The sequence below is a fragment of the Rhizobium sp. CB2179 genome (assembly GCF_057653455.1).
On sequence record NZ_JBYGKR010000005.1, the window covers coordinates 264,685 to 289,935 of the forward strand.

Consider the following 25,251-nt stretch of genomic DNA (forward strand, 5'->3'; position numbering starts at 1 on the left):
TCCGCCCGGAGCAATTTTTTCCAGCCTCACCGTAGTCATTGCTGATTTTGTTTGGTCAACGCGCGGAGTTGGCATTTGGGGACGTTGTCGGTATCTTCGTGGGGCCGTTTCCGATCGGGTTTACTTTCGAGGACGGTTGCGTCGGTCGCCGGCACTCCTGACATGGCAAGATAGGCGCCACTCAGCATCACGACGATGCCAATCACATCCATTGCGGTGATCTGCTCGGCGAAGACTGCGGCGCCAAGGGCGACGGCGATCACCGGTGACACGAAGGCGTAGCTGCCTGCGCGAGATGCGCCGATATCCCGCAAAAGGCGCATGAAGGTCGTGTAGCCGATCAGCGAGCCGAAGATCACAAGGAAAAACCAGCCGAGCCAGGCCACCGTGCCCCAATCGCCCGCGAGGGCGGAAACTGCCCCCGGTTCGAAAGCCAGCGCTGCAATCAGCAGCACGATGCCTCCGACCAAGGTCGTCACACCTGAAACGAACAAGGCCGGATAGGTGCGCAGCAGTGGACGGGCCAGCACCGAGCCGTAGCCATAGGTGAAGGCCGCTGATGCAACCGCCAATCCTCCCCATAGGCTCGCGCCTGGGAAGGCTTCGGCAGCCGGTGGACTTACTTGGGCGGAGGCCGGCCAGAACAGGACGACCAGTCCACAGACCCCCAGAACGATCGCAAGGATGCGACGGCCATCCAACTTCTCTTCGTTGAGGACGAGAGCAAACACCAGGAGCGCGATGGGGGTAAGCGACATTTCCAGAACGGCGGCAGTGCCGGAATCGATATATTGCATGCCCCAGAACAGAGGGCCGTAGCAGAGCGTGATCATCAGGATGCTGACGACGGCGAAGCGAAAGCCGTCTTGCACCTTGAAGCGAGCAGTCTCGCCTTTGGCCAGCGTGTAGAGAAGAAGCAAAATGCCGGCCGCGGTGAAACGGGTGCCGGCGAACAGGAGAGGCGGAACGGCCTCGATGCCCGCCTTCGTTCCGATCCAGGTGCTCCCCCAGATCATGCACAGCATGAGAAAACGCAGGTGATTTTTGTTGACGTCGGCGAGCATGAGGGGCTCCGATCATTGTAACGAGTAAAAGTTAGTTATCTCGTTACAACCCGCTCTTGTTCAAATCGTTCCGCGGAACGATATTCACGTCATGGACACGCAAAAGACGATCGATGACATCAGCCTTCTTGGCGGTCATCCGGCACTCGACTTCGTCAACACGGTCGATAGTCGCGGTGGACGTTGGGGGCCGGATTTCCTGAATAGCTACGACGACCTCGTGGCGTGGGCCCATCGTCTCGATGTGATCGACGACAAGGAACGCGACGCCTTGCTGGTCAGGGCTAACAGATCCAGGTCGGACGCCGAAAAAGAACTCGGCCAAGCAAAGGCCCTGCGTGAGGCCCTATGCCGACTGTTCCTGTCCGAGTTTGATGAAAGCCAAATTAGTTCGAATGATCTCAAGCTTGTCGCCGACATGGCCAGACGTGGCCTGTCGCAACAAACATTGGGCCAGGTTGGAGGCACCATAGAATGGCGTCGCTCGGACGCCAAGGACTTGGATGCGATCAGCAATCGTATCGCCCTGTTGGCTGCCGGGTTGCTGACGTCGCGAGACGAACGCCGTCCTGTGCGCGCGTGCCAAGGTCGAAATTGCGGCTGGCTTTTCCTGGACCAGTCTCGCGGCGGTCACAGGCGATGGTGCTCGGATAAAACCTGCGGATCAAATGCAAGAGTGCGAAAGTTCCGGCTGAGGTCTACTTAACGAGGATAGCACCACGCACGCCGCGCACATGGGCGTGTCCAAAGGAAGCCCGCGTCGTTGCTAACCACCCGCTATGTCGCAGCGTTCCCGGCCCCTCCAAAGCGGGCCGGGCGTGGCTTCAGCCTTCGCAATGGTCGCGGCAGTGGCGTTGTTCTGACAATGGCAGGACGGGACTGAACAACCGGCGGCCAGATCGTTCCCGCCGTCATTTCGAGGTGAGGCCGCGGATCCGCGTCAAATGCATTCGAAGGTCCGGCAGGATCTTTGCAGCCGTCCGCTTGAGTTGCCCGTCCGGCCCCTGCTTTGAATAGCTGTCGAAGAGGCTCACGGCTTCTTCGTGGGCGGTCACTTGAGTGGAAAGATAGGCCTGATCGAGATTGGCGGCGTCGCTTTGCCGGAGGGCATCCAGTTTCGCAGTGTACTCTGCGTTGAGATCGGCGGGCAGTTCGATGCCGTCGTGTTTCGCGGCATCATTCAGAACAGGCCCGGCCTTGCCGTGATCCCTGATCATGTCATGCGCGAACTGTTTGGCGTCATCAGCCTTTCCGCTCGCGATCTCGATCTTCGCGGCCTCGATCTCGAACATGTTGGACATGGCGGCCTTCGCCGCGAAGTCGGTTGCGTGCTGCTTGACAGCGTCGTCTGCTGCCGTGGCGGAAAATCCAGTCAAGTAGACCAGAAGAGAGGCGAGAACGATTCTCATCGATGTCTCCATTACAGGAATTGCCGTCTCAACCTCAGCGCACGGCAAATGTTCCGGAGATGTTTGCCGAGCCGCGATCAGCGCTGCCCTTCGGCGAAAAGTTTTGGAACTTCCGCATCGGGCCGCGGTTTGGTGCGGTTCACCCTAGGGAGTTTTATGATGACGAATTCGAACCACCAGTCGCAGCGCCAGCCCGAGCAGGTGACCGAGAGCGCGACAGACGCGAGACAGGGGCGATACGGCAAGCCTGTGCTTACGGTACTCGTCAGTGGTCTCGTGCTGGCGATGGCTGCCTGGGGGGCGGCCGAGATCTGGGGAGAAAGCATCGACACCGACACGAAATCCACGGCATCGACGGCCCCCGATCCAATCAACGCCCAGCCTCACGGCGCCGGAACGTTCGACAACAACCCGGCTGGCGGCGGTAGCCGGCCGCCCGAAGCTACCGATCGCGATCCTACGCCTCAAGGCAACGGCGGTGGTCCGACCATGGTGACGACACCCAGTGGCACTGAGAAGATTCGCTAGTGCAAATGCCCTTTGACGCATGCCGGCGGAGTAGAGCTATCCTCCGGTGACCCGACCCGACTAGGAAGAAATGCGATGGCACGAATGATGACGAACCGCGCACGACTGAGCGCAGCTTTGTAGCCACATCCTGTCTGGCGCGAGGACGTGCGGGTGGGTCGACCTGGTAGGCGCTCCGATCGAGACCGACACGAAGGATACCGGCACGAAGGCTAAAGACGCGCCGATGATAGACAGCCCGCGCATGCTCAAAAGGTGGGGCCGGTGTCGATATGAGGTGCGGCTCGATGGGCCATACAATAGCCGTCGGCGAAATCCTGAAGACCTCTTTCGCGAACTTCGCTGCGAGAATTTCGAAATGGCGGCTTACAAGTCGCTGTTGACTGTCGCCGAAGCCGGCGGCCACGGCGCAGCAACTGGCGCCCTTGAGGCGAACCTTGCTGAAGAGAAGGCGACGGCACGGTGGCTTGATGAAAATATTGTCTCCGTGACAACCAAGTTCCTTTCGTCGCGAAGCTGGCGAGAAAGCCAAGGTCTGTGGGAACAACGATCGTCCGGCGTGGTTAAATACCAGCGGATCGGCCCGGCGTCTCTTGAAGTCGGACTAGCAGTATCGCTGATCGGCCTCTCTTCCTTGGCCGGAAAGAGACGGCGCTCCGGCAACGGAGCGCCGATGCATGTCGGAGAGGAACGATCATGACGACGCGGCGTTTACCCCGCGCAAGCCCATGCCACAGGAGGTTTAAACATGGCGACCAACACCACCAAAACCCTTGATGACCTTTTCCTTGATACACTCAAGGACATCTATTTCGCGGAAAAGCAGATCCTGAAGGCGCTGCCGAAAATGGCCCGCGCCGCCCAGTCCGAGGAAGGCAAGGCAGGTTTCCTGCAGCACCGCGACGAAACTCAGGCGCAGATCGAACGCCTGGATCAGGTATTCGAGCTTCTCGGCAAGCCGGCACGCGGCAAGACCTGTGAAGCGATCCAGGGCATCATCGCCGAGGGTGAAGAGATCATGGAAGAGTTCAAGGGGTCGCCGGCGCTTGACGCCGGTCTCATCTCTTCGGCTCAGGCCGTCGAACACTACGAGATCGCCCGTTATGGCACCCTCATCGCTTGGGCAAACCAGCTCGGCCTCAAGGATGCCGTTCCGCTGCTTCAGGCAAACCTTGCCGAGGAAGTAGCGACCGACAAGAAGTTGACCCAGCTCGCACAGGCCTCTGCAAACGCCAAGGGCAAGAGGGCGGCCTAGGCGGCTCGACGATGATGCAAAAAGGCCGTCATCGCTGGCGGCCTTTTCCTATCTCTGCCGCCGTGATCAGATCATGATTTCCCCGCCGGTCACCGGGATGACGGCTCCGGTCATGTAGCTGCCGAGATCCGAAGCGAGAAGTACGTAGGCGCCGGCAAGTTCCGCGGGCTGTCCAGCCCGCCCGATAAGGGTATTTTCTCCAAATTTCGCAGCTTTTTTGGCCGGCATCGTCGACGGAATGAGCGGCGTCCAGATGGGGCCGGGCGCGACCGCGTTGACGCGAATGCCTCGTTCACCGAGCATCTCGGCAAGTCCCGCCGTGAAGTTGGAAATAGCCCCTTTCGTTGAGGCGTAAGCTAGCAGCTGGGGTGACGGCTGGCGCGACTGGATGGACGTGGTGTTGATGATGGCACTGCCGCGCGCCATGTGTGGGATTGCCGCCTTCGCGAGAAAGAACGGTGCGTAGATGTTTGTGCGAAAGGTCTCGTCCCACTCTTCGGCATCGATATCGGCGATGTCGGCATAGGTGCGCTGAAAGGCGGCATTGTTCACCAAGATGTCGATACCGCCCAACTCATCGACGGTCCGCTGCACGAGCATCTTGCAGTGATCCTCCGACTTGATGTCGCCGGGGATTACAACAGCTTTGCGGCCTGCGTGCTTCACCCATTTCGCGGTATCATTGGCGTCCTCGTCCTCGCTTAAATACGAGATGACCACATCGGCGCCCTCCCGAGCAAAGGCGATCGCCACGGCTTTGCCAATGCCCGAATCCGCACCCGTAATAAGAGCAGTCTTGCCTTCGAGCTTTCCGTTTCCCCTGTAGGATTTCTCACCATGGTCTGGCACGGGCCGCATGGCCGCTGTCTGGCCCGGCGGCTCTTGTTGTTGCGCAGGATAGGGCGGTGTCGGGCGGAGCGTGTCGTCGGTCATCGTCATGATCTCCTTGATGGTTGCGAGAGGCAAACATCAAGAAGCGGTAAGGGTTCCCGGCAACTTTTCTTGGAGCCGCGGTCGGAAGTGTCGTGTTCGCGGAAATGATGGCGGCCTGGCGCGCTTCGATCTTGCATGCCGGCCGCTAGACGCGTTCAGGTGTCACTAGCTTTCGCGCCGCCAATAGGATGCTGCCCAAAGCTTGCGAACTCTTTTGCTCGTTCGCGTATCGCAGCAACCAAGGGAGCAAATGGCGCCCGTCCTCCCTGGGCGACATCGGCGGAGAGGAGGCCGTTCGCGCAAGGCCGATCATCATCCCAGCCAGGATGATTGACGATCGGATAAAGGCACAAACCTTCCAACGGCACGCCCGAGCGGATCGCGTCCAGAGCTTGGTCGGCGACGTAGTCCAACCAGGATGCGCGACGGTCATCCTCGATGCCGGTCTCGGCAATAAGCATCGGCTTGCCGTAGCGCGCGAACGTTTCGACCAGAATTCGGCTGAGGGGCTTATAAAGCGGATGCCCAACGTCGATCGGCCGACCGCCGTGAATCCACTGGTTATTGGAATAGTAATTCACACCGAGGATATCAAGATAGCGTTCGCCGCCTCCGATCTGTGGCCACATCCTTCCGCCAATCAAGTCCCAGGCCTGGAACTGCGATTGGCGATGTCCTTCGGCGGTATGCGCATCGTGGGGACGCGACGGGTCCGCGACGACATTGATCACCGGCTCGCAGTGCACGAAGCGGGCCCGGGCATCCACTGAGATGATGGCATCCATCGCCGCGATGGCGGCGCGTGCCATCTGCACCTTGAGTTCGAATCCGCGCCCATTGGCAAATGGGTTCAAATAGCCGACGTCACCACCGCCCCATGAGAAAAACGAGATCTCGTTGACAGGGCAATAAAACGGAATGCCGTCGCTCTCCTCGCGGACCAACTCGGCGCAAGCACGTGCGAACCGCGCGAAGCGATCGACGAAGCGCGGCGACCAGATGTCGAGATCGTCGGGCCAGCCATAATGCAGGAGATCCCAGACAACTTGGGTCTTCGTTAGCTTAGCCGCCTGGAGCATCGGACGGATGCTCGACCAGTCGTATCGGCCATTTTTTTCAATCAGGTGCCATCGGAAGCCATCGCGAACAGTGGTGAGTCCGAAGCCTTGAAGTTGGCGATAGTCCGTCTCGGCATGGCGATCATGACCAGTCGCGGCGATTAAGTCGAGTCGATTGCCCTGCGTCTGACCGTTTCTTGGCCGGAGCCGATGGCTCGAACATTCGAAACCGCCTTGCAGGAATGATTGGAACAGACCTGTAGGACGCGCTGCCTTTCGCTCTCGATGGACATCCGCTAGAAGTCGCTCCCACCGCGGCAGCACTGCCTCGACGGAGTAGTCCATCTCGACCTTCCGTCGCAGGGCGGTGCCGAGTGCGTGACGGCGCGCGGGAGACTCGATAAGCGCGATGATATTGTTCGCGACTATGCCTGGACTGCGATGGGGCACGAAGACACCGGACAGCCCGTCATCGATCTGCTGCATGGCACCGTTGTCAGGCGTCGCAATCACCGGGAGGGAGGCTGCCCCGGCCTCGGCGATAACATGCGGCATGCCTTCGCCGGATGACAGCCAAACGAATATATCGAATGCGGCAAGCAGGGGCGGGATATCACTCCGGTCGCCGAGAAACTGAAGCGTTCCATCGAGCCCGTGCCGGGTGGTCAGGGCTTTGAGCTGCACGGCATATTCCGGCTGGAAGGCATCCGGCCCTCCGACAATAACGAACCGTGCACTTTTCGTGGTGGCATGAACCAGCGCGGCGGCCTCGATAAAATCCTCGACGTTCTTTTTGGGATCGAGCCGGCCGACCCAACCGATGAGAACCTCATCTGTCGCGATCCCGAGACCCGCTCGTGCCCGCTCCCGATGTGCCGGATCGAAGGCCGAGAGATCGATCATCGAGGGGATTTCCAAGGCATGACGGTCGCGCCCGGGCATTCGTGACGCGGCCGCGTCACGGATCGTGCGGCACACGCCCACATAACGCGCCGTCAGATGTTTGGGGCCGGCCAAGGCCTCTGAGACCAGCCCGCCATGTTCAATGAGGGGCGGGCGAAGATGCAGTCGCTCCAATGCCGGATAGATGTCCGCTACGTTCTGACAGGAAACGACAATGTCGTAACCCGAGATTTTACCGGCGAGATATCTTACCGTATCCTCGAAGGACAATTCGTAGGGCGTCGTATCGACATCGATCCCCAGCCCTCGAAGCTGCCGGTGTGTTTGCTCTGGCATGCCGGGTTTCCGGAAGCAGGCCACGACGTCGAGGCGATAGCGACGGCGGTCGAGATTCTTGGCAAGCAGCCGGACTTCCGTCTCCTCGCCCCCGACGACCAGCCAGGCGAAAACGAAAAGGATCCGCAGGGGAGATGGTTCAACCGTCATTCGCCGACCTTGAATATAACCTGGAGGAATTCCGGCCGGTTCTCGATCAGATCGACGAGGAAAGCAGGCGCTTCGTCGATGGGCACGATGTGAGTGATCATGTGCTCGCGGATCGCCGCACCTTCCGTCTTCAAGAGGTCGAGCGTTACGCCTGCAAGCCTTCGACGGTCCCACCGTGGGGCGAGCCCGCGGGGGACGCGGTTGATTTGCGCGCAGCGGATGTTCAGGCCGTTGTGATGGAATTCTTCCCCCAGCCGCAATGAGCTGGCCCCGTTCTGGTAAAAGGCAAGATCGATCACGGTGCCTTGTGGGCGCAAGGCCTTGAGCGCCGTGTGCAGGCTACCCGCATGAGCGCGCGTCTGAAACGCTACATCCGCGCCGCGTCCCATGGTGCCGTCGTGCCAGCGCGCCTTGGCATGCTGCCAGGCTTGATCCTCGGCCATCGCCATCAATCCCATCGCCTCCGCCTTGCCGCGGCGAAATTCGGAGGGATCTGTGATCACGATGTCCGATGCGCCGAGCGAACGGGCAAAAAGCGCCGTCATCAAACCCACGGTACCCGCGCCGAGGACGATTACCGTTCGCCCGCAAACGCCCGCGCCGAGTGCGGGCACGGTTGCGCCAAATGCTTCCGCGTCGGCATGGAGGATGCCGTTGGCGGCGATCGGTCCCATCTGCGCGACAAAGACGCCGAGCAGCGGATCGAGGTCCGGCGGCAGCATGACAAGAAGATCGTGTGAGGGGTCGGCAGTGTGCCCAGTCTTGTGCGCGTAGCTTGCCGCGAGCAACTCGCCATCGGCAAAGCCGCGCGCGCGCGATTGCGAAACGCGTGCGACCTCCATGTACCCGAGGAAAGGCACTGGATAGTTAAGGTCCGGCTCGTTTTCGATGAAGACGCCGCGTTCGCCATCAAAGCGCGCGCGGAAATAGGGGTTGGTGTTCTTCAAGAACGTCAGCTCCGTCCCAGCGGAAAGACCGGTATAGAGCGTGTCGAGCCGCACATGTCCATCGGCGGGCGGGCCTTCCTCGTATTCCAAGAAATAGGCTCGGCCCGGCGCCTCGATGCCGAGCGAGCGGATTTTGCGGTGCCCAGGCCGCGGTTCTTGAGACATCTCGGCACGTGGTTGCGCCAGCAAGGGCGATAGCTCGCTTCGCTTTAGAGCCGGGGCGTCGAGGTGTACCGGCTCCCCGCTGCGTGCCGAAGATACGACGGCCACCGCAAGCCGGTGGGTGGCTAGAGCATCACCATACGGGCAGCGAATGCGGTTTTCACCACCCCGGACGGCGTCGATGAAATCGCGGTCTTCGCGCCATACCGGATCGCCATCGGCGCTTCGCACTGGGCGTCCTCTTCCAACATCCACCATGATGTCGCGATCGGTCAATTCGATCGCCAGTCGGTCGGCGAAGATGTGCAAGCCGACGCGGTGGCTCCAGCCGAGAAGGCAGCTCGCGGCGATATTGGCGACCACGCCCGTTTCGAAGGTCAGGCTAGCTGTCGTGACCGTCGGCACATCGAGGCCGGGAAATTCCACCCTTTCCTTGTATCCCGCCCGGCCGTATACGTCGGTGACCTCGCCCACGAGGAAGCGCGCGAGATCAAGGAGATGCGTCGCCTGCTCAACCATCTGGCCGCCGGATTGATCCTTCTTCCACCACCACTGCGGGGGAGGCGTGGAATCCAGCCAGTATCCCGACAGCAGTTGCGCTGGGTTATCCGCCAGCAGGCTTCGGGCTTCATCGACGATATCGAGATAACGCCAGTGATAGCCAACGCCAGTAATCAAGCTGGCCTTCGACACGCCGGCTGCGATCTCTTCCGCCAGCGCCAGATCGAGCGTGACTGGCTTTTCGACAAAGAATGGAATGTTGCGGTCAATGAGGTCCTGTTCCGGCTCGCCATGGGCGAAAGGCGGAATGCAGATGTAGACCGCGTCGAGCCGTTGCGTGTCGAGCATTTCACGGTGATGGCTGAAAGAGCGGGCGCCAAAGCGCATTGCCGCCGCATCCGCACGGGGAAGGTCCAGGTCGGCAAAGGCGACGAGTTCGACGTCGTCGAAGCCGGTTAGGATATCAAGGTGCCGATGGGCGATGCCACCCACGCCGATGAAGCCCAGCCGCGTTTTTCGCATCTCGGTATCCTTTTGTTTTTGATCCGCATGTGGGGTGAGGAACCGCTCGTAGACGGCGCCGGTCTCATCAGCCATTCGGCGGGCGGAAAAGTTGCGCTCGAAACGCGCGTGGCCGACTCTGCCGGTGGCCTTTAGATGGGGATCGCTCAATGCCTGATTGACGACAGCGGTGATCGACGCTGGGTTGCCGGGCTCCGCGAAATAGGGATGATCACCGCCCAGTGCCTCGACGGTTCCGCCGATCCTCGTCGCGACCACGGGGACGGCAAGCGACATCGCCTCGAGAACCGCGAGTGGAAGGCCTTCGAAGAGCGAGGGAAGCACGAAGAGATCGGCGATCGCCATGATCTCCGCAACATCCGCCCGGTGCCCCAGAAAGCGAACGTGACCAAAGGCTTTTAAATCTTCCGCCAGGGTTTGGACACGATCTTCTTCTGGACCCGATCCGACAAAAAGCAACACCGCTTTGGGGTGAGTTCCAAGTATGTTCGGCAAGGCGCGGACAAGCGACACGTGATCCTTCTGCTCGGTGAAGCGGGCGACCGTCAGCAGCACGGTTTTATCCACCAGGTCGAGCGCTCGCCTTAGTTCAGCCGCTGCTCGCGCAGGCGAAAGTGGAAAGATGCCGTTGCGCACGACTGTCAAACGCGACGGCGCGACGTTTGCATCGCAGAAGCTTTCACGCGAGGCTTCGGAAACGACGATGTGATGCGACAGCCTCCCGGTCTCGCGCCGGTAGAGCTCGATCTGATCAGGATCGGTGAGCAGATATGGCAAATGATCGGTGCGGATGATCGGGATTGCCAGGGCATCCGCGGCGGCGGCTAGGCGGTGTCCCTCCCATCCGATTCCCGCATGAACGTGCAGAAGATCAATACTGGATCGCGCCAACCACTGCTGGAATACGCCCGCATCTTCGCTTAGCTTGATGCCAATTCCGTGGCGCGCAGCCCGCGGCAACAAACCGGTCCTGTCCTCGGTCAACAGGGCTATTGTGACATCCCACCGTTCGCTCAAAGCCCGCCCGAGAGCAAGCATGTGTTCGCCCATCCCGGACGGTTCTGCACTGTCGGTCGCCAGTAGGATGTGCGGCCTCCTATTCATGCCGCGCGCCGGCAAACGCCTTGCCGGCCTCATCCCGGAGCTTCAGGCGTCGGTAGGTCGCCAGTGCTTGGCCGACGACTTGATCCATATTGTAATATTTGTAGGTTCCCAGCCGCCCGACGAATGTCACGTTGGTCAGCGCGCGGGCGAGAAGCTCGTATCGTCTATAAAGTGCCTGGTTCTCAGGGCAGGGGATCGGATAATAGGGATCGCCGTCTGCACGGGCATATTCATAGCTGATGCTCGTCTTTGGGTGAACCTGGCCGGTCAGATGCTTGTATTCAGTCACGCGCGTGTAATGCACCTCCTCGGATGGATAGTTGATAACGGCTACCGGCAGTAGCCGTCTTACGTCGTGCGTTTCATGGTGGAATTCCAGACTGCGATATGGCAGCCGACCCAAACAATGGCCGAAATACTCGTCGATGGGCCCAGTAAAGATCGTGTGGCTGGCCGGCCCATCCTGCTTCAGATCGGCGAAATCCGTGCCGACCATGACCGTTATGTTTTCATGGTCGAGCATGCGTTCGAACATGCGCGTGTATCCATCACGCGGCATGGCCTGGAAGCGGTCGAGGAAATAGCGAGTCGGTATCGGTGCGGGTCGGCACTCGTGCGGTGACGGACTTGTCGAGCTTCGAGGCATCAAGGCCCCATTGCTTGCGCGTGTAGCCTTCGAAGAAAGTGCGATAAAGCCCAGAGCCGATTTGAGATGTGACGACGTCTCGTGATGTTATCACGGGGTCGCAGGGTTCCGCCCGGTCGGCCAGGAAGCGTGCGGCCGCGAATTCGTCCGTCAGGTCGAGGCCATAGAGCGCGTTCAGCGTTGTGCGGTTGATGGGGATGGGAAGCCGCAGGGCGCCGACCTGTGCAAGCACGCGATGCTCGTAGGGACGCCATGCCGTGAAGCGCGAGAGATAGGCAACCACATCCTCGCTATTGGTGTGGAAAATGTGCGGGCCATATTTATGGACGAGGATCCCGGCTTCATCGTAGTGATCGTAGGCGTTTCCGCCGATATGAGGCCGCTTGTCGCAAACAAGTACCTTCCTCCCACCATCTGAAGCAAGGCGTTCCGCCAGCACCGAGCCGGCAAATCCTCCACCGACGATCAGATAGTCATAGCTTCCCGGCGCGGGCCGTAGGGTGCGAACGGAAAATCTTTGGGGCAGGCCAGGGGACAGAACTTTCTGCGCTGCGGCCTCTTCGACAAGCGCCGACATCCTACGGAAGGTTGTCTCCCAGGATGATCGGGCTAAAATTTCATCGACGGCTTGCAGCCATGTCTGATCATTGCGGGAAATATGAAGGGCAGCATCGCAGGCCTCCGTAAAGGCTTGTGGGTCATTGGCCAGGAAGACGCCTGGCACATCGCCATACCCGCGGACCACGTCGACAATCTTGGTTCCGACGATCGGCCGGCCCGCGGCGAGGTATTCAGGAGTTTTCGTCGGACTGATAAATCGGGTGGCATCGTTCAGCGCAAATGGCATAAGCGTCGCCTCCCAACCCGAAAGGTAGGCCGGCAGATCGCCATAGGCTTTCTGACCGAGATAGTGGATGTTGGCTGCTCGCGGCAAATCATCCGGTGAAATCTTCACGATCGGCCCGAGGAAGATGAAGGAATAGCCGGGCCGCGCCGCAGCCGCGCTTTCGATCAGATCCAGATCGAGCCGCTCGTCGATGACGCCGTAGTAGCCAAGGCGTGGATGAGGAATATCGACTTGGTCCCAGGGTTCCGGCAAGGCGTTCCGCGCCGTGCGGAAGTGATGGCTATCGACGCCGGATGGAAATGGGTGGATGTTGTCGTGCTGGTCACGTTTCGCTTCATACAGGCTTATCCCACCAGTGAAGACGACGTCGGCGGCGGCAATCAACGTCTGTTCGGAGGCCTTGAGGTTGGCGGGCGCGAACTTGAAGTTCGCCAATTCGTCCATGCAGTCGTAGACCACCACCACCGCATCGACATGCCGGGCGAAAGCAAACATCAACGGGGTGTAGAACCAAAGGATCGGGCGCTTTCCGCCATACAGCGTGATGAGTTCGTCAAGCAGTTTGCCAAGAGCGGCTTCACGCTCGGCCTCGCTCCACCCATTTGGAATGCGCGGACGGACCGCCTTGACGCTTGTCCCCTCGAACGGATGGATCTCCAGATAGGCAAGAGGATGGTCGGTCGGGATGAATTCCTCAAAGAAGAACACTGGGCGCTCCCGCGAGAATCGCTGCATCAGATGCTGGGGCCTCTGGAGCACAAAATCCCATCGAAGATGCGAGAAGCAAATGAGCGGAGCGTCTTGCGGCAAACCGCAGCCGGACAACGGCACAGAACTCAGCAGGTTCATCAAACACCTCGCAACCACGATGGCCCCCGAACCTGCGATTGCGGCGAATGTTCCAATCAATTTGGCTAAGTTATCTCGATAAGGCTCTTGAGCGTCCGGAGGCTATGCGGCCATGTCCAGTTATCCAAGACGACCTGACGTGGATCGAAGCTTTGCAGCCCTCCAAGCATGTCGCGGATACCCGCGTGAAATTCATCGGCCGAGGCAGCGCGCCCCGTCTTCGGCGTGATGTATTGCAGTCCGCACCTCAGCTCACTGTTTGCAAGAACGGGTATTCCAGCCAGCATATACTCCGTCAAAATGGCCGGCGCGCCATCATCGACGCCGCAAACGACGCCGATCCGGGCCTGGTTCATAAGCCTGTTCACTTCGGCAAATGGTACACCGGGCGGATCGATGAAATCGACGTCGATGTTGAGTTCTCCTGCGTGCCGGCGTAGCGCTTCCATCATCTCGCCATAGCCGCAGACGCACAATGCACGCAGCGAACGGGGCAGTTGGCTCAGCGCGTTGAACAGAATGTCATGCCGCTTGTAAGCCTGAGCAGCAGCGACGTAGATCACGTCATAGATCTTTTCCAGACCCAGAGGCCTGAACGTTACCTCAGAAGCAAACTCCGGTCCAATCGGCATAACGGCGACGCGCTTGTCGGGATATAAAACGCGCACTGCTTCCGACTGCCAGGCGGCGCCGGTGAGAATAAGGTCGAAATGGCGGCTCACCTCAGATGGCACGCGCAACGCCGGTGCGTCGATCGAATTGTAAATTTTGAAACTGTCGGGGCAGGCCAGCAATATGTCTTCGCTAACGCCAAGGCCCCATACGCACAAGATTGACGGTGGTCCGAAAGCCTCGATATGGCCCAGCATATCATTTGATGCGAATGGCGCTTCAGGCCCATTCATCTGGAACGACCGGCGCGTCAAGAACGGACTGCCATCGGGCCGATGCATCTTTGGCGATGCACCTCGGCTGTGGGTCCAAATTTCGGCGCGGTCGGCAAGGCCTCCTTTGAGAGCTGCAAGAGGGAGCCGCTCGATGTAGCCCCCCACGACCTCGACGTTCTGTCTCGGGGTGACGGTCATCTCTGGGAGAGGCCCGCGATTTCCCGACAACCATTGCTGCCGAAACCAGGCTATCGTCTTGAATTGGGCGTCGCGCCAATCGCCGTTCTGGAAGTCGCTGATGACAACTATTCGGCGTGGTATGTTTGGTGCTTGCATCGCAACCATTTTCGTTGAAGTCCCGCGTTGGAAGCCGATCTAAGTTTGCATCTCATTTGCCGTGAACCCCTCACTTAAATGCGCCTTCGCCCCATGTTGAACATGCGGCGGCTAACGATCGCCGATAGAAAAGCGCGCGGAAATGGCCACTGCGCGATGGTGACCTCAGGAAATTTCTTGATGTCGGCCAGTCACCACGAAAACATGGCGAGAAGTGATTTAAACCCGACAAAATCTCTTCATGGACCACCTGCAGGGGCGATCTGCATTTGCGCAGGCTGGGATTTATCCGCTTGTCCGGGAAGGGGTTTCTGGTCGGTCGGGCGTTCATCTGCCGGGGCTGCCGGCATCTGCGATTGAGGGGTCGAACCCGTCCTTTCGGTTCCGATGCCAGGATTCATATCGGCGGTCCCGCCCGCCGTCGCATCAGTCGAGACTTGCCGATTTGCCGAAACCTGGTCCGTGCCGATGGGCTGCGGCGTAATCTTGCCGTCGGACGAAGCAACGCGCCAGACGGTGTTGCCGGCGTCATCTGCGACGAGCAGAGCTCCCGTCCCGTCGATCCCGACTCCGACCGGCCGTCCCTTCGCTTGGTCGTCCTGGATAAAGCCCGTGACGACGTCCTGCGCCTTGCCGGATGGCTTCCCGGCCTCGAATGGTACGTACACCACCTTGTAGCCATTGAAGCTGTCCCGGTTCCAGCTGCCGTGCTCTCCGATGAAGGCGCCATTGGCGTAGGCGGCCGGCAGCGCTGAATTCATCGAGAAGGCCAATCCAAGGGCCGCGACATGGCTCGACAGGGCATAATCCGGTGGCGTCGCCCTTTCGACCATGTCCGGACGCGGCGGATGCACGCGCGCATCGACATGGTTGCCGTAATAGCTCCAGGGCCAGCCGTAGAAGCCGCCTTCCTTAACCGAGGTCATGTAATCGGGAACGAGGTTCGGACCGAGTTCGTCGCGCTCATTGACGACCGTCCAGAGCGAACCTGTCTCAGGGTTGAAGGCGAGGCCGTTCGGATTGCGCAGACCTGAGGCGAAGACGCGCGCCGCGCCGGTGTGCCGGTCGACCTGCCAGATCGCTGCACGGCCCTTTTCTGCTTCAAGCCCATTCTCGACGACATTGGAATTCGAGCCGACCGAAACGTAGAGCATCTGCCCATCGGGGCTGAGCGCCAGATCCTTGGTCCAATGATGATTGATCGGACCACCGGGCAGGGGCGTGATGGTTTTCGGTTGGGCGGTGATTTCATTCTGCCCAAGTTCATAGGGGTAGGCGAGAATGGCGGACGTCGAGGCGACATAGAGCGTGTTGTCGACCCAGGCGACGCCGAACGGCGAATCGAGTTTCTTCAGCAGATCGTGCCTCTCATCCACCTTGCCGTCGCGGTTGGCGTCACGCAGCAGTGTGATGATGTTGCTTTCCTTCTGCTCGCCGCCGTCGCCATGAGCGATGGACATGATCCAGCCTCTGATCAAATCCTTCGGCCGGGAGGCCGGTTCGCCTGACGGGCCACGCGCCTGAACTACCAGTACGTCGCCGTTCGGCAAGGTGTGGACTGTCCTTGGATTGGCGAGGTCCTTGGCATAAGCAGTGACCGTCAAACCGTTCGGTGCGGCCGGCGTCTCACCATCCTTCCAGCCAACGACCTCCGCTACCTTCAGATCAGGCAGCAGGGAAGGGGCTGGATCTGGGAGCACGGGGTTCGGTCCGATCTGCTGAGAGATGTCAAAATCTCCGCTCTGGGCGTAAGCCGCAAGACCGACGCCGACAGATATCGACAGAACCGAAGCGCCGAGAATCTGGGACTTCTTCATCATATCCTCCAGGCCAGTCTGGCATATTTGCGGGCGGAAATTGCCGCGGCCACCAGGCACAAGACAAAGGTGACGGCCGAAAGCATCAGTCCGTATGGGACGACGGCCGTCCATCCATCGCCGGCATGGATAAGGTTGTTGGCAAAGGCGAGGCTCAGTATGATTAGATAGAGGAGGGCGGACAGGAACGGCGGCCGTAAAGGGCGCGTGCGGCGACGCATCAGATCCATCAATCCGGCCAGAATCGCAAGCGAGCCCAACATAAGCCCAGCGAACAGCAACCATGCAGAGAAATTCTGCCACATCAGATTGCCGGTCTGCCAGAAAGCGATATCGGTCGCAAGCGCGAGCGTGAAGCAGACGAAGGGAAACGGGACAAAGAGCGACTGAAGCGGATAGGCGGCCGAGTCTCGATTGCTTGTAGAAGATATAGCCATGGATGCTCCGTGAAACTGAGAGCTGGGAGATGCCTATCCAACCCGCGGCGAGAGCATATGGTTCCGTTACGGTGCGTGCTGCACGAACTGCCCGCCTGAAAGAGCATGGTCGGCCCCAGCAGAGAGCGAAGAAGAAAGTGCTCCTTAGCCAGCCGGGTTGCAGCTCAGCCGACTTGTTCGATGGAGAGCGGGCCGGGCGGCAGGGCTCGATCAGCGACTTGGCCGAGAAGGCCGGATCGAGCCAATCGGCCCAGGCGTCCCGTTCGAGAATAACAGTTTGCCGGTCGTGATATGGCGCAATGTCTGGCCTGAACTCCATCGTCCACAAGCGGCGTTCGGCGCCTCCGAAAATATTCCTTCCTCATCATCCGATTGAATCCGCTGTCGATTTTTCTGCGTCGCACTCGTGCTCAACTTCAGCGCGTCATATGCGCGTTGACTCATTTACGTCTTGAGAACAGATACAGAACATATTGCTGTTACTCAAGCTGAAAACGGGTTGCCGTTAAAGGAGATCATGAACTCAGCCGTCGCCCCAATCGCTATCCTCGACGGTCTGCGCGAGCAGATAGCGCACCTGGAAAGCGCCAGTCGGCGCAGGCGAGGCGTTTTGCCTTTCGGCGTGGCCCAGATCGACGGGCGGCTTCCGGGCGGCGGATTGGCCCATGGGGCGCTGCACGAATGCGCTGGCGGCGGGGCCGGCACCGTCGATGGCGCGGCCGCCGCCCTGTTCGTGGCCGGCATTGCCGCGCGTACGAAAGGCAAGATCGTCTGGTGCCTGACACGTCCCGATCTGTTCTTCCCGGCCCTGGCGCAGGCGGGGCTGCATCCGAACCGGGTGGTCTTCGTCGAGTCCGACAAGGAAGAGGACGTCCTTGCCAACATGGAGGCGGGCCTCTCGTACGGCGGGCTCGGCGCGGTGATTGGCGAGATCGTCCGCCTGCCGATGGCGGCGTCGCGCCGGCTGCAACTTGCCGCCGAGAAGACCGGCACGATGGCGCTCGCGGTGCGGCGGTGGCGACGGCAGACCGAGGCCAGCGACTTCGGGCAGCCGACGGCCGCGACCACGCGCTGGAGGGTGAGCGTCATTCCGAGTGAGGAGCTGCCGGTTCCAGGCGTCGGGCGGGCGAGGTGGTTTTTGGAACTGATGAGGGTGAAAGCGGGTGAGTGTGCCGAGTTCGAAGTAGGAGCCTGCGATGCCAAGGGTCGTATCGATATTTTTTCCCGATCTGTCGACCGACAGGATCAGGCGGGCCGATCCCGCCATTCCCGTTGAGCAGCCGATCGCCGTCATTTCGAAGAGCGGATCCAAGCGCTGGGTCTCGGCCGCCGACGCCGCGGCCAGGAAGGCCGGACTCCACGTCGGCATGCCGGCCGCCAGGGCGCAGGCGATCCTCCAGGGCCTGCGGATGATCGACGCCGATCCGGCCGCCGATGCCGTGGCGCTCGAGCGCGTCACCATGTGGGCGCTGACGCAGTATTCGCCGATCGTCGCCGTCGATGCGCTGGACGGCATGGTCATCGATACGGAGGGCGCCGACCATCTGCAGGGCGGCGAGGAGCGCATGTTGACGAGCATCGCCAATCGGTTTCGCGCCAAGGGCCTGACGGCACGGGTCGCCATTGCGGACACATGGGGCGCGGCTCACGCATGTGCCCGCGCCATCAATCGCGAAACTGTCATCGTCCCGAGTGGAGAGACCATCCGGGCGGTCGAGCGACTTCCGATCTCTCTGCTGCGGCTACCCGAGAAGATCGTGGGCGATCTGCGCATGCTCGGCTTCCGGACTATCGGCGAGCTCTCGGCGACGCCGCGCGCTCCCTTGGCGCTTCGCTTCGGCCCGGAGATTGGACGGCGTCTCGACCAGATGTTCGGTCGCGTCCGCGAACCAATAGATCCGATCCGTAGCCCAGAACTCGTCGAGGTCGTTCGATCGTTCGCCGAACCGATCGGTGCAGCGGAAACGATCGACAAGTATGTCGGCCGGCTGATTGTTCAGCTCGTCGCTGAACTCCAACGGAAGGGTCTTGGCGTCCGCCGGACCGATCTTATCGTCGACAAGGTCGATGGGACCAGGCAGGCGATCAGAGCGGGAACCGCCAAGCCGGTGCGAGACATCGCCTGGCTGACGAAACTGTTCCGCGACCGGACGCAGACGATCGAGCCGGGTTTCGGGATCGAAAGGCTGACCCTCGTCGCCGTGATGTCGGAACCGCTTGAAGAGAAGCAGAAGGCGTCCTCGCTTGTCGACGACGAGGATGCCGACATCACACCGCTGATCGACGTCCTCGGCAACCGAGGCCAGCGCGTCTACCGGGTCGCGCCGGTCGCCTCCGACGTCCCGGAGCGCAGCGTCCAGCGTATCGCCGCGGTCGGCGAGGACGCGACGGAAGATTGGGTCCACCATTGGCGACGGCCGGTGCGGCTGTTTGCGCGTCCGGATCGGATCGAGGCGATAGCCCTGCTGCCGGATCATCCGCCGGCCAGCATCACCTGGCGCGGTAAGCGTCATCGCGTCAAGCGTGCGGACGGTCCGGAACGGGTCTTCGGCGAATGGTGGAAGCGCGACAGCGAATTCGAGGCTGTGCGCGACTACTTCGTCATCGAAAACGAGAGCGGGGAACGATACTGGATCTTTCGCTCCGGCGACGGCATCGATCCCGAAACAGGTTCCCACAAGTGGTTCATACACGGGATATTCGGATGAGATACGCCGAGCTCCAGGTCACGACGCATTTCAGCTTCCTTCGTGGCGCGTCCTCCGCCGACGAGCTCTTTTCTACCGCCAGGGAACTGGCCATCGAGGCTCTCGGCGTTGTCGATCGCAACAGCCTGGCAGGGGTCGTCCGGGCGCTCGAGGCGTCGCGCGCGACAGGCGTCCGTCTCGTTGTTGGGTGTCGGCTGGATCTGCAGGAGGGCATGTCGATTCTCCTTTATCCCACGGACCGCGGCGCCTATTCGCGGCTCACCCGGCTCCTCACGCTTGGCAAGGGCAGGGGCGGCAAGGCGAACTGCATCTTGAACCTCGACGATGTCGCTCTCTACTCCGAGGGGCTGCTTGCAATCCTTGTGCCCGACCTAGCTGACGAGACCTGCGCCGTCCAACTTCGCAAGATGGCCGAGATATTCGAGGACCGAGCATATGTCTCGCTTTGCCTCCGGCGGCGTCCGAACGACCAGTTGAGGCTGCACGAATTGTCGAACATGGCGATGAGGCACCGCGTGCGAACAGTCGTCACCAACGACGTCCTCTTCCACGATCCTTCCAGGCGGCAGCTTCAGGACGTCGTCACCTGCATTCGAAACAATACCACCATCGACGACGTCGGCTTCAAGCGCGAGCGCCACGCGGACAGATATCTAAAGCCGCCGGAGGAGATGGAGCGCCTGTTCCCGCGCTACCCCGAGGCGCTGGCCCGGACGATGGAGATCGTCGACCGCTGCAGGTTCTCGCTGGAGGAACTGACCTACCAGTATCCCGAGGAGGCGATCCTCCCGGACAAGACCCCGCAGGAATCCCTCGAGCACTATGTCTGGGAGTGCGTGCCCAACCGCTATCCGGAAGGGCTGCCGCCGGAGGTTCTCAAGATCGTCCGTCACGAACTCGATCTCATCCGGACGATGAAATACGCCCCATACTTCCTGACCGTCTTCTCGATCGTCCGCTTCGCCCGGTCGCAAGGCATCCTTTGCCAGGGGCGGGGCTCGGCGGCGAACTCGGCCGTCTGTTACATCCTTGGTATCACCAGCATCGACCCCTCGACCAACGATCTCCTGTTCGAGCGCTTCGTCTCCCAGGAGCGCGACGAGCCGCCGGACATCGACGTCGACTTCGAACACGAAAGAAGGGAGGAGGTCATCCAATGGATCTACAAGACCTACGGGAAGGATAAGGCCGCTCTCTGTTCGACGGTGACCCGTTACAGGGCGAAGGGTGCCATCCGCGACGTCGGCAAGGCGCTCGGCTTGCCTGAGGACCTCATCAAGGCCCTGTCAACGGGCATGTGGGCGTGGTCGGAAGAGCTGGTCAGTGATCGCAGTCTTCGTGATCAGGGCTTGAACCCGCAAGACCGCCGCCTCGCCCTGACGCTTAGGCTTGCGCAGCAGCTCATGGGCGCTCCTCGGCATCTGGGACAGCATCCAGGCGGCTTCGTCCTGACCCACGACCGCCTCGACGATCTCGTTCCGATCGAACCCGCGGCAATGGTTGACCGGCAAGTGATCGAGTGGGACAAGGACGACGTCGAGGCGCTCAAATTCATGAAGGTCGACATCCTGGCGCTCGGTATGCTGACCTGCATGGCGAAGGCCTTCGCGCTCATCGAAGAACACAAGGACGAGCACCTTGATCTCGCCACCATCCCTCAGGAGGACCAGGCGACATACGCGATGATCAGGAAAGCCGACACCCTCGGCACGTTCCAGATCGAGTCGAGGGCGCAAATGGCGATGTTGCCGCGCCTGAAGCCGCGGACCTTCTATGACCTCGTGATCCAGGTCGCGATCGTCCGGCCTGGTCCGATTCAGGGCGATATGGTGCACCCCTATCTCCGCCGCCGGGAGGGCAAGGAGCGGGTCGTCTACCCGACGCCGGAACTCGAAGCCGTTCTCGGCAAGACACTCGGCGTCCCGCTCTTCCAGGAGTCGGCCATGAAGGTGGCGATGGTTTGCGCCGGATTTACCGGCGGCGAGGCAGACCAGCTTCGCAAGTCGATGGCCACCTTCAAGTTCACCGGCGGCGTCTCGCGCTTCAAGGACAAGCTCGTCTCCGGCATGATCAGGAACGGCTACACGGCCGAGTTTGCCGAGAAGACCTTCAGCCAGCTCGAGGGATTCGGCAGTTATGGCTTCCCGGAATCCCATGCGGCGTCGTTCGCCTTGATCGCCTATGCCTCCAACTATGTGAAATGCCACTGTCCGGACGTCTTTTGCGCGGCGCTGCTGAACTCGCAGCCGATGGGATTTTACGCGGCGGCCCAGATCGTCGGTTGCGCTCGGAACCATGGCGTCGAGATCCGACCGATCTGCATCAACAATTCCCGGTGGGACTGTACGCTTGAGCGTATCGGAGATACCGACCATCACGCGGTCCGCCTGGGAATGCGCATGGTGCGCGGCCTTGCCGCCGCCGATGCCGCGCGTGTCGCGGCTGCTCGCATGGACCAACCGTTCGAAAGCGTTGACGATATGTGGCGACGGTCTGGGGTCCCGGCGGCTTCTCTGGTCGAACTCGCCGAGGCCGACGCCTTCCTGCCATCTCTGGGACTTCAGCGGCGCGACGCATTGTGGGCGATTAAGGCTCTGCGTGACGAACCTCTTCCGCTCTTTGCAGCCGCCTCGGAACGCGAGGCGAGGGCGATCGCCGAGCAGCAGGAACCCGAAGTCGCTCTGCGCCAGATGACGGATGGACACAACGTTGTCCAGGATTACAGTCACATCGGGTTCACGCTCCGCCAACATCCCGTCGCATTCCTTCGAAAAGCTTTGGCAGAGCGCCAGATCGTCACCTGCGCGCAAGCCATGAACGCGCGGGATGGTCGCTGGTTGATGACAGCTGGCCTGGTCCTCGTCCGGCAGAGACCCGGCAGCGCCAAGGGCGTCATCTTCATGACGATCGAGGACGAGACCGGTCCGGCCAACGTCGTCGTCTGGCCCAAGCTCTTCGAGCAGCGCCGCCGTATCATCCTCGGGGCATCGATGATCGCGATCAATGGGAGAATTCAGCGTGAAGGCGACGTCGTTCATCTCGTGGCCCAGCAAGCCTTCGATCTGTCGGGCGATCTCTCCGGGCTGGCTGAGCGCGACGCAGGGTTCCGGCTCCCGACGGGCAGGGGAGACGAGTTCGCGCATGGATCGCCCGGAAGTCCGGATTCGCGCGACAGGGTGGCGGGCGCGAGGCCGAGGGACATTTTCATTCCGTTATGCCGAACTCCGCATAAGGGAACTTATCCCGAGCCGGAGACTATGCCGAGCCCGTTTCCCAAAGCCCGAGATTTCCGGTGAAGCCGCGTGGCAAGCTCGGCATATTTTCAAAGCACTGGAAGGCGATTTTCGCCCTTACGGACATCTACCTTGAACGATTATTGCCTACGAGCTAGGGATCAGCGGAAGCCAATCAAGAAAAGATTCCAATGTTTCCCTTCTCCGAAGCCGATCCCGTTCAGCATTCCGATCCCTAATGCCTCCGAGGTGGTGATCATCGGAGGCGGAATTGTCGGAGTGTGCACCGCCATCTTCCTTGCTAATCGAGATGTGCAAGTGACATTGCTTGAGAAAGGACGCATTGCCGCCGAAGAGTCCTCGCGCAACTGGGGCTGGATACGAAAGCAAGGGCGAGACGCTGACGAGCTGCCAATAGTGATCGAAGCCTGCCGCCTCTGGCAACAGTTGGCGGACGAATGTCTTGAAGACATCGGCCTCCGACAAACTGGCGTTACCTATGTGGCCCGGACGGCCAAGGACATGGCTGCGTTCGAAGACTTCATGAAGATCGCCGCTGCCCACGATCTCGACACGCGCCTTGTAGACGGCAACGATGTGTCATCCGTGGCCTCAGGTATGAGTCGGAGGTTCAGCGGGGCAATGACTACCCCGGGGGTCATGCTCGTCTCCGCTAAATTGTAACAGCGGAGCCTGAATATTATGCCGAGCTTGCCACGCGGCTTTACCGGAAATCTCGAGCTTTAGGAAACGGGCTCGGCATAGTCTCCGCCTCGGGATAAATTCCGGATCTGCACATCGACACCCTGAAGGTGAGAGCGCGGAATTTCCAGGCGGCTGCTTGTCCTCCCGCGGAATCCGCAAGCTGTGTAAAATCCTCGCTGCAAGACACGCTTCTGGGAGAGCGAGGGCCATTTGAATACATGTGCAGGTTTCGGTCAGCGCGCGGGCCCGAAGTGGGTCACCCTCTGACGCTTGCCTCCCATCGCCATTCCGACCAGCGTCCTTGTCTCATTCGAGCAAGACGACCGCGGATGCCACAGGTCAACTCGGTCGTCCCGCTGTGGGTCGCGTATCTGTCTTGGTGCGTGCAATCGATACTTACGCTTCAGATAATTGGGAACAGAAGAGTGATCTTGATGTTCGAGGGCCGCAACGTAAACCACGAAGGAAACGAAAAAGATGAATATCAAGCTCATCTGCGCCTCAATGCTCGCGGCCGGTATGGCCACGAGCGCTTTTGCTCAGTCCAGCACCGGAGCTGGAACCACGACGGAACCCAATGCCATTGGTACCGATGGTCGTGCCAATGTTCAGACAATGCAGCCGATGACATCCGATCCAACCTCCACGGGCAGCACGACGAATGGATCAATGGGCGCGACCATGCCAGGCGGTTGCAGCGGCGGCAGTGATCCTGCGAGCTCCACCGCTTCGGGCTCCGTCCAGACCCAAGGTGGTCTAAGCGACGCGACCCCCCAGGGTCAGGCTTGCGCTCAGTAAGCAGCCAAACTTTTCGAACAGGAGAAGAGGTGGCGCTATGTTGATGCCTGTGGGTATCACCCGCCACTTCAGGAGATTGCTTGATCGCCTCCTGGCGGATGACGTGGCCTAGCGGATATGCGGCAAGACTTCCTGCGCCATGAACCGCATGAAGCCATGTTGATCCAAGGAAACATTGTGCAAATAGACTTCCTCGAATCCGCATGATGCCAATTCACTGATGATTTCTAGCAGCTCGGATCCTTCTGTAATTAGTGGGACGAACTCTTCTATGTCCTCGGGCCTGAGGGTGTTGGTCACCTCGTCGAAGTCCTTGGGGCGCTTCAGGTCAGCTAAGACAGTCGGTGGCACGGCCGCATTGCGCCACCGCTCCCAGGCCGCCAGACGCGCTTCCTCCCTCGACATTGCCCACGAAACCTGAAGCTGCAAGACGAGCGGCTTGCCGTGGCCGCCATTATCTTCGAAGCGGCCGACAAGCTCTTGCATGCTCTCTTTGGATTTCCGCACTGTTATCAAGCCGTCGACCCAGTCGCCCATCCACCCTGCCGTCTTGGCGCTCAAGGCGGCGCCAAATATCGCTGGCGGCCGCTCAGCCAGGGACCAGAGCTTGGCTTCCTCCACCGCGAACCAGGGATAACGAACGGTGACCGTTTCTCCGCGAAGGAGATCCCGGACAATCCCGGCACCGGCACGAAGCCGCGCGTCGCGTTCTGCTTTTTCGGGCCAGCCGCTGCCCACGACGCTTTCGTTCAGGGCTTCACCGCTACCGACTGCAATCCATCGAAAACGGTTCGGGTACATCTCGGCGAGGGTGCCGGCCAAATGCGCAAGTAGGGCTGGGTGGTAGCGCCAGCCACCGGGGATCGCGAGACTACCGAACGGCAGCGATGTCGTTGCAAGTGCTGCGCCGAGCCAGGCCCAGTTGTTACCCGAATTTCCCTGCTCCTCGCTCCATGGCGCGATATGGTCGGACGTCATGACGGCACCGAAACCAGCGCGCTCTGCAGCCTGAACAAAGCATAAGAGTTCGCTGGGCGAGAACTGCTCATGCGACGCATGATAACCTATCAGCATTTGGGCTCCCCGTGATCAAGGCAATGCTTTGGCAATCCAGAA

General features: G+C 60.5%; 16 protein-coding genes and 2 pseudogenes. 8 read left to right on the top strand and 10 right to left on the bottom strand.

Annotated elements, in window-relative coordinates:
• Nucleotides 1-35: 35 nt before the first annotated feature.
• Nucleotides 36-1,064: a DMT family transporter gene (locus AC244Q_RS34890; RefSeq protein ID WP_128405695.1), complete on the bottom strand. Its 1,029-nt coding sequence runs from the start codon at nt 1,062-1,064 to the stop codon at nt 36-38.
• A gap of 91 nt (nt 1,065-1,155) precedes the next feature.
• On the opposite strand from AC244Q_RS34890, the gene AC244Q_RS34895 reads away from it, so the two are divergent.
• Nucleotides 1,156-1,770, top strand: a complete 615-nt coding sequence (locus AC244Q_RS34895; RefSeq protein ID WP_012760346.1) for a CGNR zinc finger domain-containing protein — start codon at nt 1,156-1,158, stop codon at nt 1,768-1,770.
• 205 nt (nt 1,771-1,975) lie between these two features.
• On the opposite strand, the gene AC244Q_RS34900 is transcribed toward AC244Q_RS34895, so the two are convergent.
• Complete coding sequence (locus AC244Q_RS34900; protein ID WP_012760345.1) at nt 1,976-2,473, bottom strand: DUF4142 domain-containing protein; 498 nt, start codon at nt 2,471-2,473, stop codon at nt 1,976-1,978.
• A gap of 159 nt (nt 2,474-2,632) precedes the next feature.
• Here AC244Q_RS34900 and AC244Q_RS34905 point away from each other — a divergent pair, with 159 nt between their 5' ends.
• The 3 genes and pseudogenes from AC244Q_RS34905 (at nt 2,633) to AC244Q_RS34915 (ending at nt 4,256) form a co-directional block, all read left to right on the top strand.
• Nucleotides 2,633-3,001: a hypothetical protein gene (locus AC244Q_RS34905; protein ID WP_003554736.1), complete on the top strand. Its 369-nt coding sequence runs from the start codon at nt 2,633-2,635 to the stop codon at nt 2,999-3,001.
• A 284-nt stretch (nt 3,002-3,285) separates the two neighbouring features.
• Nucleotides 3,286-3,537, top strand: a pseudogene (locus tag AC244Q_RS34910) (DUF892 family protein); the annotation flags it as partial.
• A 212-nt stretch (nt 3,538-3,749) separates the two neighbouring features.
• Complete coding sequence (locus tag AC244Q_RS34915; protein WP_003554734.1) at nt 3,750-4,256, top strand: YciE/YciF ferroxidase family protein; 507 nt, start codon at nt 3,750-3,752, stop codon at nt 4,254-4,256.
• Nucleotides 4,257-4,322: 66 nt separating this feature from the next.
• Here the strand turns inward: AC244Q_RS34915 and AC244Q_RS34920 are convergent, their stop codons facing one another.
• The 7 genes and pseudogenes from AC244Q_RS34920 to AC244Q_RS34950 all read right to left on the bottom strand — a co-directional run bounded on the left by AC244Q_RS34920 (nt 4,323) and on the right by AC244Q_RS34950 (nt 16,691).
• The gene (locus AC244Q_RS34920; RefSeq protein ID WP_012760343.1) at nt 4,323-5,189 is read right to left on the bottom strand and encodes an SDR family oxidoreductase; all 867 of its coding nucleotides are present in this window, start codon (nt 5,187-5,189) and stop codon (nt 4,323-4,325) included.
• A gap of 155 nt (nt 5,190-5,344) precedes the next feature.
• Nucleotides 5,345-7,636, bottom strand: coding sequence for a glycosyltransferase family 4 protein (locus AC244Q_RS34925; RefSeq protein ID WP_128405696.1), 2,292 nt, complete (start codon nt 7,634-7,636; stop codon nt 5,345-5,347).
• Nucleotides 7,633-10,872 (bottom strand): glycosyltransferase, encoded by a 3,240-nt coding sequence (locus AC244Q_RS34930; RefSeq protein ID WP_012760341.1) that lies wholly within the window; start codon nt 10,870-10,872, stop codon nt 7,633-7,635. Before AC244Q_RS34930 ends, AC244Q_RS34925 begins: the two co-directional genes overlap by 4 nt.
• A pseudogene (gene glf, locus AC244Q_RS34935) lies at nt 10,865-13,214 on the bottom strand (UDP-galactopyranose mutase). Before glf ends, AC244Q_RS34930 begins: the two are co-directional and overlap by 8 nt.
• 65 nt (nt 13,215-13,279) lie before the next feature.
• Nucleotides 13,280-14,446, bottom strand: a complete 1,167-nt coding sequence (locus tag AC244Q_RS34940; protein ID WP_012760339.1) for a glycosyltransferase — start codon at nt 14,444-14,446, stop codon at nt 13,280-13,282.
• A 230-nt stretch (nt 14,447-14,676) separates the two neighbouring features.
• Nucleotides 14,677-16,254 carry a PQQ-dependent sugar dehydrogenase gene (locus AC244Q_RS34945; protein WP_128405698.1) on the bottom strand — a complete coding sequence of 526 codons (1,578 nt, stop codon included), beginning with the start codon at nt 16,252-16,254 and terminating at the stop codon, nt 14,677-14,679.
• A complete protein-coding gene (locus tag AC244Q_RS34950) occupies nt 16,254-16,691 on the bottom strand; it encodes a DUF2231 domain-containing protein (protein ID WP_003554719.1) in 438 nt (145 codons plus the stop codon). The genes AC244Q_RS34945 and AC244Q_RS34950 overlap by 1 nt, the downstream gene beginning before the upstream one ends.
• A gap of 517 nt (nt 16,692-17,208) precedes the next feature.
• Here AC244Q_RS34950 and AC244Q_RS34955 point away from each other — a divergent pair.
• The 4 genes from AC244Q_RS34955 to AC244Q_RS34970 all read left to right on the top strand — a co-directional run bounded on the left by AC244Q_RS34955 (nt 17,209) and on the right by AC244Q_RS34970 (nt 23,316).
• A complete protein-coding gene (locus AC244Q_RS34955; protein WP_003554717.1) occupies nt 17,209-17,967 on the top strand; it encodes an ImuA family protein in 759 nt (252 codons plus the stop codon).
• Nucleotides 17,888-19,399, top strand: a complete 1,512-nt coding sequence (locus AC244Q_RS34960) for a Y-family DNA polymerase (protein ID WP_012760336.1) — start codon at nt 17,888-17,890, stop codon at nt 19,397-19,399. The genes AC244Q_RS34955 and AC244Q_RS34960 overlap by 80 nt, the downstream gene beginning before the upstream one ends.
• Complete coding sequence (locus AC244Q_RS34965; RefSeq protein ID WP_128405699.1) at nt 19,396-22,695, top strand: error-prone DNA polymerase; 3,300 nt, start codon at nt 19,396-19,398, stop codon at nt 22,693-22,695. The genes AC244Q_RS34960 and AC244Q_RS34965 overlap by 4 nt, the downstream gene beginning before the upstream one ends.
• Nucleotides 22,696-22,764: 69 nt before the next feature.
• Nucleotides 22,765-23,316 carry an NAD(P)/FAD-dependent oxidoreductase gene (locus AC244Q_RS34970; protein WP_244432312.1) on the top strand — a complete coding sequence of 184 codons (552 nt, stop codon included), beginning with the start codon at nt 22,765-22,767 and terminating at the stop codon, nt 23,314-23,316.
• 927 nt (nt 23,317-24,243) lie between these two features.
• Here the strand turns inward: AC244Q_RS34970 and AC244Q_RS34975 are convergent.
• On the bottom strand, nt 24,244-25,209 hold the full coding sequence (locus tag AC244Q_RS34975; RefSeq protein WP_012760334.1) for a TIGR03885 family FMN-dependent LLM class oxidoreductase: 966 nt from the start codon (nt 25,207-25,209) through the stop codon (nt 24,244-24,246).
• Nucleotides 25,210-25,251 lie beyond the last annotated feature (42 nt).